Below are 12,319 nucleotides of genomic sequence, written 5' to 3' on the forward strand. Positions count from 1 at the left end.
CTCAATGAAGGAAACTTTTATCCACCCTACTGCTCTCGTTGAGGCGGGTGTGGAACTTGGGCAGGGCGTATCTGTCGGCCCTTTTTGCCATGTGCTGTCTGGTGCTATCATCGGTGATGGCTCGGAACTGATGAGCCATGTTGTGGTCAGCGACGCGGTAACGCTCGGCGCTGGCGCAAAGGTATATCCGCATGCTGTTCTGGGTTGCGATCCGCAGAATGGAAAGCATAAAGGCGGACCGACCCGACTGACAGTGGGTACGAATTGCCTTATCCGCGAAGGTGTCACCATGCACCGCGGTTCAGACAGCAGTCGCGGCTTCACAAGTGTTGGCGACAATTGCCAGTTTCTCGCCTATGCGCATGTGGCGCATGATTGCGATGTTGGCAATCACGTTACATTCGCCAATAACGTCATGATCGGCGGTCATGTCGAGATCGGTGACTATGCGATTCTTGGCGGTGGTTCGGCTGTTCACCAGTTCACGCGCGTTGGACATCATGCCTTTGTTGGCGGGATGGCCGCACTTGCACATGATCTCATCCCTTACGGCAGTGCGATCGGCAACCATGCGTATCTTGGTGGTCTGAATATCATCGGAATGAAGCGTTCCGGTATGCAGCGCAAGGATATCCATAATCTGCGCCACGCGGTGCATATGCTGTTTGATCGCTCCAAGCCTGTGCGTGAACGCGCGCAGGACGTTCTCAAGGCAATTCCTGACTCCGATGGTGTGAAGGACCTGATTTCCTTCATTCTTGTTGAAAATAAACGCGCCTATTGTACGCCGCCGCTTGGTTCATCCATAGGCGGAGCGATGGATGATGGTGACGGTGATTGATAGCGGGAAAAGCGCGATAATGCGCCCGCGCACGGCCATTATTGCTGGCAATGGTCTTTTGCCGATTAAAGTTGCCGAGGCTCTGAAGGCGGATGGAAATCCGCCTTTTGTGCTTCCGTTGCGCGGTGAAGCTGATGCTTCACTTTATGATTATGATCATCAGGAAATTTCGGCTGTTGATTTTGGCATGCTGATGCGCGCCATGCGGTCTGCTGGCGTTTCGCAAGTGGTTCTGGCCGGTGGCCTTCGCAATCGACCGCATCTGAGCGATTTGAAGCTTAATTTACCGACAATCCGGGCTGCGCGGTATGTTTTGGTTGCGCTAAGTCAGGGCGATGATGCGCTGTTGCGCGCCTTTATGCGCTTGCTGGAGCGCTACGGCTTTAAAATGGTTGGAGCGCACGAAGTTGTGCCAGACTTGTTGTCCCCCGAACCTGCGCGTTGTTTGACCCGTTTGGGAGCAGATTCGCGTGAGCGCCGGAATATCGCGCTTGCAATGGACGCAGCGCTTCGCCTGGGTGAACTTGATGTCGGGCAGGGCGCTATTGCGGCTGGGGGGCGTGTTGTTGCGCTTGAGGGGGCTGAAGGCACCGACTTGATGATTGAGCGCGTTTTTGCGCTGCGTCAGGAGGGCAGAATTTCAAAACGCGGCGGCGTGCTTGTCAAAATGGCCAAGCCACGGCAGGATGAGCGCGCTGATTTGCCAGCGATCGGTGTGTCCACGGTGGAAAATGCAGCGCGGGCTGGCCTTTCCGGAATCGCGATTGAAGCGGGGCGCACCTTCATTCTCGGCCTTGGTGAAACCCTGGCTGCGGCAAATGAAAAAGGCCTTTTTATCGAGACGATCAGTCGAAGCACAAAGGACATATAAGGGTGAGTAAAACCAGCCGGCCATTGAAAATAGCAATCGTGGCCGGAGAAGAATCCGGCGATCTTCTTGGCGCCGATCTGATAGATGCTCTTCGTGGCCAGACCGACAGACTTGTGGATATTGTTGGTGTCGGCGGCACGCATCTGACCGAGCGCGGCTTGAAGAGTTTTTTTGATCCTCATGAAATTGCACTCATGGGGCTTGGTGCAATTCTCAAAAACTTGCCCGGCCTTATTCTGCGTATTGGGCAGACGGCGAAGCGGATCGTTGCTGAAAAGCCGGATTGCGTTTTGCTGATTGACAGTCCCGATTTTACCCATCGCGTTGCAAAGAAAATACGTGCGGCTGACCCGTCTATTGCTATCGTCAAATATATTGCCCCAAGTGTCTGGGCATGGCGGCCGCAGCGAGCCAAAGCCATGCGGGCCTATGTCGATCATGTTTTGACAGTCTTGCCGTTTGAGGTCGAGGTGATGAAGCGGCTCAACGGACCGCAATCGACCTATGTAGGGCATCGTTTGAGCAGTTATGCGTCGATTCTGAAAGTGCAGGCGGCGCAACGTAAAGCCGAGATGACACGTTGGCCCGACGGGTCACGTTGCCTGCTTTTGCTTCCCGGTTCCCGCCGTGGCGAGCTTCAGATGCTTATGGAGCCATTCGGCAAGGCGGTTGCGGAACTTTCGAAACGTGTTGAAAAACTCGAAGTTATTCTGCCAACCTTGCCGCGCATTGAAGAAACGGTGCGTGAGATGTCAAAGGACTGGGCCGTTAAGCCTCTCATTGTGACTGGTGATGAGGCCAAATGGGATGCTTTTTCGCGTGCGGATGCGGCATTGGCCGCGTCGGGTACTGTTTCGCTGGAGCTGGCGCTGTCGCATATTCCGACAGTTCTTTCCTATAAAGCTGACTGGTTCGCGCGGCAGTTTCTGATCTCCCGTATTACGATCTGGAGTGCGGCTCTTCCCAATATTATTGCAGACCAGCCAGTTGTGCCGGAATTCTTCAATGAGTCGGTGAGGCCCGGTAATCTTGCGCGCTATATTGAGCAATTGATGCAGAAGACAGCTTCGCGGCAGGCGCAGCTTGACGGCTTTGATAAAGTTACCTCGATCATGGCGACAGAACGCCCATCGGGCGAGATTGGCGCACAGGTTTTGCTTGATCTTGCAGAGAACGGTAGAAAACGCTGAACGCTGGAAAAACAAGACAAATAAAAACCCCGGCGATTTGCCGGGGTTTTTGCATATCGAACGACGATTACTTGCGCTTTGCGACTGGTACGTAATCGCGTTCCGCAGATCCTGTGTAGAGCTGGCGCGGACGGCCGATCTTCTGCTGTGGATCTTCGATCATTTCCTTCCACTGCGCGACCCAGCCGACGGTGCGGGCGAGTGCGAACAGAACCGTGAACATTTCGGTTGGGAAACCGAGAGCCTTCAAGGTGATGCCGGAATAGAAGTCGATGTTTGGATAGAGCTTCTTTTCGATAAAATATTCATCGGTCAGAGCGATCTTTTCGAGTTCCAGAGCAACGTCGAGAAGCGGATCGTCCTTGATGCCGAGTTCGCCCAGAACCTCATGGCAGGTCTTCTGCATGATCTTCGCGCGTGGATCGTAGTTTTTGTAAACGCGATGGCCAAAGCCCATCAGACGGAACGGATCGTTCTTGTCCTTGGCGCGTGCGATGAATTCTGGAATGCGGTCTACCGTGCCAATTTCAGCCAGCATGTTGAGGGCTGCTTCATTGGCGCCACCATGTGCCGGGCCCCAGAGACAGGCAACGCCTGCGGCGATACACGCAAACGGATTGGCACCCGACGATCCAGCAAGACGAACGGTCGAGGTCGATGCGTTCTGCTCGTGATCAGCGTGCAGGATGAAAATACGGTCCATAGCGCGCGCCAGAACCGGATTGACCTTATATTCTTCACATGGAACGCCAAAGCACATGTGCAGGAAGTTCGACGCAAAATCGAGGTCGTTCTTTGGATACATGAACGGCTGGCCAATGTGATACTTATAGGCCATTGCGGCAAGCGTTGGCACCTTGGCGATCAGGCGGATTGAAGCAACCATGCGCTGATGTGGATCGGTGATATCGGTCGAGTCATGGTAGAAAGCCGACATTGCACCAACGCAGCCCACAATCACTGCCATCGGGTGCGCATCACGACGGAAGCCCGTAAAGAACTTCGTCATCTGCTCATGGATCATCGTGTGACGTGTTACGCGGTAATCGAAATCAGCTTTCTGGGTTGCTGTTGGCAGTTCACCGTAAAGCAGCAGGTAGCAGGTTTCGAGAAAGTCACCATGTTCAGCAAGCTGATCAATCGGATAACCACGATAAAGAAGAACACCTTTATCGCCATCAATATAAGTGATTTTGGATTCACACGAAGCCGTCGATGTGAAACCTGGATCATAAGTGAAAGCGTTGGCGTTCTTGTAAAGTGGCCCGATGTCGACGACCTCTGGCCCGACAGTGCCTTGTCGTACAGGCAGATCGAATGTTTTGCCGTCGAGGGTAAAGCTTGCTGTCTTATCTGACATCGTGTTTCCTTTCGTGTCCACTTTGCCGCCCGTATGGCGGCTGAATTTTAATCGTCGTTATAACTTGTCTCTCGTAATCTCTGGATGTTTCCCGCTTTCGCGGGAACCCGGTTTTTCAACGCATTACCCTAACGATTTCGCTCGCCAAACTATCCCAATGATTTTGCGATGCAATGCGTAATTTGTACTAATTAAGCCCGTTTTGTCACGTCAGCGTGAAAGCTGGGATTTCAAACGATTTGATCTTTTATACGTGCAAGCGACTCGTCTCGGCCCAGAACGAACAGAACGTCGAATACACCCGGAGATGTTGCTCGGCCTGTCAGTGCGGCGCGCAGAGGTTGTGCCACCTTACCAAGTTTCAGGCCAACGGCCTCCGCATGCGCGCGAACGGCTGCATCCAGCGATTCAACGGTCCAGTCTGTGGCTGCTTCAAGATGCGGGAGCACAGCTTTGAGAACTGCACGGCCTTCATCATTGAGCAGGGAGGCTGCTTTTTCATCGAATTTCAGCGGACGCTGTGCGAAAATGAATTTCGCGCCGTCGGCCAGCTCGACAAGCGTTTTTGCGCGATCCTTAAGGCCCGGCATTGCGGTGAGAAGTTGCGCACGTCCCTTGTCATCAAGGGCTTTTGCAAGCTCTTCGCCGCCCTCAATTTCCGGCAGCACAGCGATGAGAGCATCAAACAGTGCTTTATCATCACTGTTACGCATATAAACGCCATTGATGGCTTCCAGTTTCTGAAAGTCAAAACGTGCCGCGCCTTTATTGATGTCTTTCACGTCGAACCATTCGATCATCTGTTCGGTTGACATGATTTCATCGTCGCCATGGCTCCAGCCAAGGCGAACTAGATAGTTGCGCAGCGCTTCCGGCAGATAACCCATGGCGCGATAGGCATCAACGCCCAGTGCGCCGTGACGCTTGGATAGTTTTGCACCGTCTGCGCCGTGGATCAGCGGGATGTGTGACATTTGCGGAACGTCCCAGCCCATCGCATCATAAATCACGGTCTGGCGTGCCGCATTGGTCAGGTGATCATCGCCACGGATAATATCGGTGACCCCCATATCATGATCGTCGACGACAACGGCATGCATATAGGTTGGATTGCCGTCCGAACGCAGAATGATGAAATCATCAAGATCCTTGTTCGGGAAACGCACATCGCCCTGTACGGCATCGCGTACCAGTGTTTCGCCTTCGCGAGGTGCCTTGATTCGGATGACTGGCTTTACACCTGCCGGTGCTTCGGATGGATCACGGTCGCGCCAGCGGCCATCATAACGCGGCGGACGGCCTTCGGCCCGGGCCTTCTCGCGCATGTCTTCCAGCTCTTGCGGCGTTGCATAGCAATAGTAGGCTTTGCCTTTGGCAACCAGTTCTTCAGCCACTTCGCGATGACGCGGTGCGCGTTCGAACTGCGAAATGACGTCACCATCCCAGTCAAGGCCAAGCCATGTCAGACCGTCGAGAATTGCAGCCGTTGCTGCATCCGTGGAGCGTTCGCGGTCGGTATCCTCGATGCGCAACAGCATTTTGCCGCCGCTGTGCTTGGCATAAAGCCAATTGAACAGGGCGGTCCGGGCTCCGCCAATATGAAGGAAACCCGTGGGCGAGGGGGCAAAACGGGTTACGACCGGTTTCGACATGACAGCTCCACTATAAAGGCCGCGTCAGGGTACAGCAGATGTGCTGGACGAGGCAGAATTTTGAATATGTAGCGCCCGTTTGTTCATAATCTACAGGCGTCAAGGATTCTTGAGTGAGAACCCTATCGATTTTGACTGGGGTTCATGTAGCATAGGCAGCACAGTGCGCAAGGGCTTCGCGCGATCGGGGAACACTTTTGCAGTCAGGCGGGGCATGACGAGCATAAGGGACACACAGGAAATAAGCGAACGGGTATTTGTCAAAGACATGTCCGCGGGGCTTGAACGCGCCTTATTGCCCGAACCTTGGATACCTTATAAAGCAAGCGAAGATTTATCTCCCATCTTACCACAACAGCATCGAACCCCATCACAGCGACTGTCGGCGCTGACTTCGCTTGCGTGGCTCAACTTAAGTGCTGCAATGCTAAGGGAAATCGGCAGGGGCATGTTTTTCCTGCTGTTTCCGGTCTTCATGGGCATCGGGGCGATTGTCTATTTCACACTCTCATTTGAACCTCATTGGTTGCCCATTCTGGCAATTCTAACCGCTCTTGGTGGTGTTCGAGTTTTATCACGCAGGCATTTTCTGTCATCGCGGTTGCTAACGCTGGCCCTTGCGCTTCAGTTGGGAGTGATTGCGGGAAAATTTGAAACAGAGTGGCGAGCCACGCAATTGTTAGGCTCGGAGGTCGCGACGCGCATTACAGGAAGGGTGGCAGCGCTCGAATATAAGGATAACGGCAGTTGGCGTGTGACGCTTGATTTGATCGAAACCCAAAGACCGAAGCTTCGCTATGCACCGCAACGCATCCGCATTACAGCGCGCGATATTCCGGCACGCACGACAATTGGCAGCGGATTAACTGGCTTTGCGCGTCTGTGTAGGGGGGTAATACCTTCTGGACACGGACGATAGTCATCGAAATTATGACAAGCGATTGTTTGATATAGAGAAATTGGCTTAAGCGGCCCGTGCGCGCCGTGGACAGGCATGCAAAAAGCGCGGTGAAAGTGGGAGCAAAACGCGCATTCTTTATCAGTTATCGAACATTCCGGCGTCGAACTGGATGCTTCCATTCGCATGGGCGCTCATTTGCGCAGAAAGACCGCAGGATGAGGCATGTCCAGTCTTAAACTTTCAATTAGCGATAGCGATTCGGCGGCGCTGTGCGCGCGAATGTGGGGACATAAACAAGCGGGAATAGTGTTGAAGTCGGACATTTTGTCCGAGTTTGGCGAGTGCAGTCCGACTTTGCCTATCACCTTGAAATAAAAGATTATTTCTCTAGACTTAGTCAAAATACGCACAAAATAAAGTCGGACAAAGAAAAATCTGCCAGTAAGCGTTAGAAATGAGACTTGAGTTAAACCAATCTAACGCCTTCAAGGCTCCCGCAGAATGAGCATCACCCGACCAATGGGTGCAATTTCATCTGCGCGATCTGGCCCATAGGTTTCGGGCGGGTATTTGTCGTTGTCCGACACTAGGTCAAGATTCCCATCGATCCGCCACACGGCCCGTTTGACCTTGATGCCGGGACCAACGCGAAAGACGAAAACCATATCGTCTTCAATTTCCGTTTTACTTCTATCCACGACCAGCAAAGAGCCGCCCGGAATAGACGGCAGCATACTGTCTCCTTTTGATTCTAGGAGAACACATGAATTTGGGTGAGCACCTATCCTGCGCAAGAATGAACGAGCAATTGAGATGCCGCTATCTTCGCCATTCTCGCCGACAGGAATAATCCCATCACCCGCTGCCGCTTGAATGTCGTATCGCTGAAGTGAAATCATGTCGGGCGACACTTGGGTCAATTTTGTTTCAGTATCTTTCCCATTACTTTCAAAGGCGTTGGTGCTTTCGCTACGCATCGGTCCTTCACCCGCGACCAACCAATTAATGTTGATTCCGAATCGGTCTCTATAAGCAGCCAATGTTGTAGCGTCAGGCGTCCTCTCACCGCGTTCATAATACGCAAGTGTGTTTTTACTGATGCCCAGATCAGTCGCGAAAACTTCACGCTCAACATCTCCAAGCTCTTTACGGATAAGCCTAATTCTCGCGCCTAACTCTGTTTTTGACGGATTTTCAGGTTTAGCCAAATCAACACCAAAAGAACCACAATTGCGTATTGATAAATACGCAATTGTGGTCTATCCCTATTTGTGCGAACCGCTACGGCGTTTCGCGTTTGTGACCAAATGACCCTTAAAAAGCGGGCGCTGCTACGCCCGCTTCCAAAGCGGAGTTTCGCTATGAGTAAGAAAAAGCCGATCATGGACTGGGAGGCTATCAAGGCCGAAGTCCACCGCCGCCGCATGACGCTAACCGAACTTGCCGTTCGTTCTGGCCTACATCCTTCCATTTTGCGGAAGGTCAAAACCATGACCCATTATGCGGGTCAGGAAGCGCTTGCGACATTCATCGACCAGAAGCCGGAAAACCTCTGGCCGGATCGTTACCCAAAGAAAAGCTCCGGCATTCTCGATACTACGAAATGGCCCCCGTTAGAAAGTCAAAAATCTAACGCTGCTTTTGACAGGAAGGCTGCGTAATGACCGGTCCATTGTCAAAACTCCTCCGCGTTTCTGACAACGCGACTGCCGCTGATGCGGTTTTCTTCTGGATCGCGATAGCCATTATCCTTGCCGTTATGTTCTCGGCACAGGTGGCGTTAATTGCAGCTTTCGTTGTGAGGGCAGCATGACCAAGCATGTTGTTACTGGCTTGCCGGAAGTCGTCAAACCTATTTCCCAATATATCAAGCTCTCTGACATCGAAGTTCCTGAAGATCGCGCTCGCGACTTGGATATGGACTGGGCGCAGGCGCTCGCTTTCATGATTGCCGCACAAGGATTGATCAATCCGATCACGGTTCGGATGGTTGATGGCCTCCCGCGCCTTGTGGCTGGTTTGCACCGCTATACTGCATTTGGCTTGCTTGAATGGAGCACCATTCCGGCTCGGATTTCTAACGCTGCATCGGATGATGAAGCTCGCCTTGAAGAGGTGATGGAAAATCTTGGTCGTAACGAGTTGAATGCACTCGACCGTTGCCATCATCTTTATGAGTTGAAACAGGTGCATGAACGCCTGCATCCAGAAACGAAAAATGGTGGTGATCGTAAGTCTGAAATCAGAACGCAAAAATTTCGTTCTGATTGTGAGAGCGATGAAATCTTTGGCTTTGCAGCGGTAACAGCCGAGAAGATTGGTCTTTCGCGCCGTTCGATAGAAATTGCCGTTAAAATCTGGAAAGACCTCGCCGTTGACTCACGTCAGCGTTGCGCAGGAACATGGCTTGCTGATCATCAGGCCGGATTGAAGCTGCTTTCCGAGCGGTCGCATATCGATCAAGCGAAATTACTCGACCTGCTTTTCAGTAACCCGCCAAAGGCGAAGACTGTACCAGAAGCGATTTCTATTCTCGCTAACGGCGTTGCGCAAACCGCTACAGAAAAGAAGCTCGATACCGTCAGAAACAGCCTGAAAGGCCTGCCTGATACGGTAGCAGCTTCGGTCGTCGATGAGCGTCTCGCTGAGATGAGGAAAAGCATTGATGTGTTGAGCAGCTTCTTCGCCAAGCTGGAAGATACGGAGCTGGACAAAGTTGTTGAGCAAAACGAAACGCGCATTATCGCGTCGCTCCAGCGCCGGGGTGTCATCTGAATATGGCCCGCCGTCGTGATCCCCTCACCAAAGACCTGTTTAGCTGGGAGCCGCCGAAAGTGGCTGTCGGATACAGCGCGGACGTGATCGGTCGCGGACGGTTGGACAGCAAAATAGCGCGTTTGGTTTCCCATGCCCTTCGTGATGTACGCGAAGAACGGGGACTGAGCCGTGAAATCATAGCGCAGAAGATGAGTGAATTTCTTGATCGCGAAGTGACATCCGCCACGCTCTACAAATGGACTTCGGAAAGTTCTGACAATCACCGCATTCCACTCGATGCGTTTATCGCGCTCGTCCATGCGACTGGGGCGAAAGAACTCCTCGGCTTTGTTCCGGGTGAGTTTGGTCTGACCGTGATTGAAGATGAATATGCCGACCTGATTGAAGAGCGCCTTTTGGAAGATCACCGCGATGAGGTTGAGGCCCGTATTCGTGCGCTTGCAGCCAGCAGAAAGGCAAGACGATGAACGAGTGGTTCACAGCTGGAGAACTGGCAAAAATTGCTAAGGACCGTGGTTTGAAAGCATCGGTGTTCCCTAACTCCGAACGCCATGTACGCCGGTTAGCACAGGAAAATGGATGGAGCCTCCTGCCGGAAAATCTGTGCCGGAAACGTGCTGCTGTCGGAGGTGGTTATCAATACCACCGTTCGCTCCTTCCAGAAGTCTTGCAAAATGTCATAGATGGTCTGGAAATCAAGACGGTCCTGATTGCTGCACAAGGACGCCGCGCCGAAATTGAGCAGCGCAAAGTCGCTCAACTTTCTGTCACGTCGCTTCGTTTTCGCCAGCGTCAGGCGATGGAAGCACGTGGCGAAATCCTCACTGCTATCGACCGTTATAATGTCATGATGGGTGGCTGGGGTCGCCGCAAAGCAATTTTGGATTTCATACAGTCGCAAGAAGAACATGCCGAGCGCAAGATAGCGTTAGAAAAAGTTGAAGCCGGTGAGGCTTTGACGGGTCGCGAACGCACATTGCTTGAACGTGTGTCACTGCTGGTCGATGCGAATGGCTTTGGCTTGCTGGAAGATACTTTGCGCCTTGCCAATGACCGTGCTGGCGGCGACTTCCGCATAAGCCGCGCCACGATCTACGCGTGGTTCAGTCAACGGGATGCAAGCGGTATCGTCGCATTGGCCCCGGCTTTGACCAAGATTGAAGAACCTGTCACCGAAGAGTTCAAAGCTTTTCTTACCTTTTATGCCAAGCCGGGGAAGCCTGCCGCCAGTGAAGCGTTAAAGGATTATCGCAAGGTCAATCCGGCAACGGCTCTCACCATTGAAAAAGTTCGCTACACCTTGCGGACCAAGCTCAACGATATTGAAAAGAATGTCGGACGCGAAGGGCTTCTGACACTGCGCTCGCGTATGGCCTATATTCAGCGTTCCACCGAGAACCTGTTTCCGACCACGATCTATACGGCAGACGGCAAGACATTCGACGCTGAAGTTGCGCATCCAGTCACCGGGAAAGCATTTAAGCCGGAAATCACTTCTATTCTGGATGTGGCAACGCGCAAGTGCGTCGGTTTTTCCATAGCACTCAAGGAAAACGTGATTTCCGTTACGGAAGCCTTGCGCAAATCCTGCGTCAGCCATGGTATTCCAGCCATCTTCTATACCGACCGTGGTCCCGGCTATAAGAACAAGACCTTTGACGCCGATGTGAATGGCCTAATGGGCCGTCTTTCAATCACGAAGATGCATGCGCTGCCATATAATTCGCAGGCCAAAGGTATTATCGAACGTTTCAATGGCTCGGTCTGGAACCCGCTGGCACAGAAGCTTCCTTCTTATCTCGGCGCGCCGATGGATAAGGAAGCGTCGAAAGCTGCTCACAAGACTTCGCGTCAGGAACTCAAGCTGTTTGGCGCATCCCGGCTACTGCCGTCATGGGATGAGTTTCGCACCATGTGCGTTGAGGCAATTGCCGAATACAATGCAGCGCCACATCGCGGACTTCCGCGTTTCATGGATGAGGCGAGCGGAAAGTATCGGCATTATTCGCCCGACGAATTTTGGGCGCAGCATGTAAGGGACGGCTTTGAGCCTGTTTCCGTTGCCTCGGATGAAATTGACGATCTGTTCCGTCCATATGAAATCCGTATCGCTCGGCGCAGTCTCATTGAGTGGAACAACAACCAGTATTTCCATCCGGCACTGGAAGCCTATCACGGTGAACAGGTCATGGTCGGCTATGACTTTGATGAAGCTCGCTTTGTCTGGGTGCGCGAGATCGACCGTGAAGAAGGCCAGCCGGGTGCGCTGATCTGCGTTGCCGACTTCACCGGCAACAAACAGGATTATGTGCCGAAGACATTCCAACAGGCAGCGGAAGAAAAGCGCCGTCAAGGTCGTATCAAACGGGCCGGTGCCAAGCTGCGCGATGCCGAGCAGGAATTCATCACGCCGTTCCTCATCGACCAGCCAGCCAATGACGCGATGCCGATCATCGACATCACACCTGATCTGGTTCCAGTCTCTAACGTGGAAAAGCTGTCTGATTATCAGAAACCGGCGCAATCCGAACAACAGCCAAAGCGTCGGACCTTTGCATCTGATGAAGAGCTTGCAGCTTGGGCGATCCAGAATCCCGAAAGTCTAACTAGTAATCAGGTTCGCGTCTTGCGCGGGTGCTTACAGCAGCCGTCTGCAATTGAACTATTCCGATTGTCAGGCATCGATGTGGAAACGCTTCGAAACATCATCCGCGCCGCTGCCTGAC

12 protein-coding genes are annotated in these 12,319 nt (G+C 52.7%); 9 read left to right on the plus strand and 3 right to left on the minus strand.

Features of this window, described 5'->3' with window-relative positions; all coding sequences use genetic code 11:
• The first annotated feature begins 4 nt into the window (after window positions 1–4).
• Genes lpxA through lpxB form a run of 3 tightly spaced genes read left to right on the plus strand, consistent with a single transcriptional unit; the run spans window position 5 to window position 2,902 of the window.
• A complete protein-coding gene (gene lpxA, locus OPR82_RS09630; protein WP_265984573.1) occupies window positions 5–841 on the plus strand; it encodes an acyl-ACP--UDP-N-acetylglucosamine O-acyltransferase in 837 nt (278 codons plus the stop codon).
• Window positions 822–1,712 carry an LpxI family protein gene (locus tag OPR82_RS09635; RefSeq protein WP_265984574.1) on the plus strand — a complete coding sequence of 297 codons (891 nt, stop codon included), beginning with the start codon at window positions 822–824 and terminating at the stop codon, window positions 1,710–1,712. The genes lpxA and OPR82_RS09635 overlap by 20 nt, the downstream gene beginning before the upstream one ends.
• 2 nt (window positions 1,713–1,714) lie before the next feature.
• On the plus strand, window positions 1,715–2,902 hold the full coding sequence (gene lpxB, locus OPR82_RS09640; RefSeq protein WP_265984575.1) for a lipid-A-disaccharide synthase: 1,188 nt from the start codon (window positions 1,715–1,717) through the stop codon (window positions 2,900–2,902).
• Between the two features lie 67 nt (window positions 2,903–2,969).
• Here the strand turns inward: lpxB and gltA are convergent, their stop codons facing one another.
• Window positions 2,970–4,262, minus strand: a complete 1,293-nt coding sequence (gene gltA / locus OPR82_RS09645; RefSeq protein WP_265984576.1) for a citrate synthase — start codon at window positions 4,260–4,262, stop codon at window positions 2,970–2,972.
• Window positions 4,263–4,492: 230 nt separating this feature from the next.
• On the minus strand, window positions 4,493–5,914 hold the full coding sequence (gene gltX / locus OPR82_RS09650) for a glutamate--tRNA ligase (RefSeq protein ID WP_265984577.1): 1,422 nt from the start codon (window positions 5,912–5,914) through the stop codon (window positions 4,493–4,495).
• A 163-nt stretch (window positions 5,915–6,077) separates the two neighbouring features.
• On the opposite strand from gltX, the gene OPR82_RS09655 reads away from it, so the two are divergent.
• On the plus strand, window positions 6,078–6,833 hold the full coding sequence (locus tag OPR82_RS09655) for a competence protein ComE (RefSeq protein WP_265984578.1): 756 nt from the start codon (window positions 6,078–6,080) through the stop codon (window positions 6,831–6,833).
• 467 nt (window positions 6,834–7,300) lie between these two features.
• Here the strand turns inward: OPR82_RS09655 and OPR82_RS09660 are convergent, their stop codons facing one another.
• Window positions 7,301–8,023, minus strand: coding sequence for an XRE family transcriptional regulator (locus OPR82_RS09660; protein ID WP_265984579.1), 723 nt, complete (start codon window positions 8,021–8,023; stop codon window positions 7,301–7,303).
• A gap of 153 nt (window positions 8,024–8,176) precedes the next feature.
• Between OPR82_RS09660 and OPR82_RS09665 the strand changes: the two genes are divergently transcribed.
• From OPR82_RS09665 to OPR82_RS09685, 5 genes are read left to right on the plus strand one after another with little or no spacing between them, the layout of a single operon-like run.
• A complete protein-coding gene (locus OPR82_RS09665) occupies window positions 8,177–8,476 on the plus strand; it encodes a helix-turn-helix domain-containing protein (RefSeq protein WP_171380196.1) in 300 nt (99 codons plus the stop codon).
• Window positions 8,476–8,628: a hypothetical protein gene (locus OPR82_RS09670; protein ID WP_265984580.1), complete on the plus strand. Its 153-nt coding sequence runs from the start codon at window positions 8,476–8,478 to the stop codon at window positions 8,626–8,628. The genes OPR82_RS09665 and OPR82_RS09670 overlap by 1 nt, the downstream gene beginning before the upstream one ends.
• On the plus strand, window positions 8,625–9,590 hold the full coding sequence (locus OPR82_RS09675; RefSeq protein WP_265984581.1) for a ParB N-terminal domain-containing protein: 966 nt from the start codon (window positions 8,625–8,627) through the stop codon (window positions 9,588–9,590). Before OPR82_RS09670 ends, OPR82_RS09675 begins: the two co-directional genes overlap by 4 nt.
• Before the next feature lie 2 nt (window positions 9,591–9,592).
• Window positions 9,593–10,060 carry a hypothetical protein gene (locus OPR82_RS09680; protein WP_265984582.1) on the plus strand — a complete coding sequence of 156 codons (468 nt, stop codon included), beginning with the start codon at window positions 9,593–9,595 and terminating at the stop codon, window positions 10,058–10,060.
• Window positions 10,057–12,318 (plus strand): Mu transposase C-terminal domain-containing protein, encoded by a 2,262-nt coding sequence (locus OPR82_RS09685; protein ID WP_265984583.1) that lies wholly within the window; start codon window positions 10,057–10,059, stop codon window positions 12,316–12,318. The genes OPR82_RS09680 and OPR82_RS09685 overlap by 4 nt, the downstream gene beginning before the upstream one ends.
• The last annotated feature ends 1 nt before the right edge of the window (window position 12,319 follow it).

The organism is Ochrobactrum chromiisoli, from assembly GCF_026241335.1.
Taxonomy (GTDB): domain Bacteria; phylum Pseudomonadota; class Alphaproteobacteria; order Rhizobiales; family Rhizobiaceae; genus Brucella; species Brucella chromiisoli.

Coding starts and splice junctions, on each gene's coding strand:
- lpxA (WP_265984573.1), top strand. CDS start 5: ATGAAGGAAACTTTTATCCACCCTACTGCTCTCGTTGAGGCGGGTGTG.
- OPR82_RS09635 (WP_265984574.1), top strand. CDS start 822: ATGATGGTGACGGTGATTGATAGCGGGAAAAGCGCGATAATGCGCCCG.
- gltA (WP_265984576.1), bottom strand. CDS start 4,262: ATGTCAGATAAGACAGCAAGCTTTACCCTCGACGGCAAAACATTCGAT.
- gltX (WP_265984577.1), bottom strand. CDS start 5,914: ATGTCGAAACCGGTCGTAACCCGTTTTGCCCCCTCGCCCACGGGTTTC.
- OPR82_RS09665 (WP_171380196.1), top strand. CDS start 8,177: ATGAGTAAGAAAAAGCCGATCATGGACTGGGAGGCTATCAAGGCCGAA.
- OPR82_RS09670 (WP_265984580.1), top strand. CDS start 8,476: ATGACCGGTCCATTGTCAAAACTCCTCCGCGTTTCTGACAACGCGACT.
- OPR82_RS09675 (WP_265984581.1), top strand. CDS start 8,625: ATGACCAAGCATGTTGTTACTGGCTTGCCGGAAGTCGTCAAACCTATT.
- OPR82_RS09680 (WP_265984582.1), top strand. CDS start 9,593: ATGGCCCGCCGTCGTGATCCCCTCACCAAAGACCTGTTTAGCTGGGAG.
- OPR82_RS09685 (WP_265984583.1), top strand. CDS start 10,057: ATGAACGAGTGGTTCACAGCTGGAGAACTGGCAAAAATTGCTAAGGAC.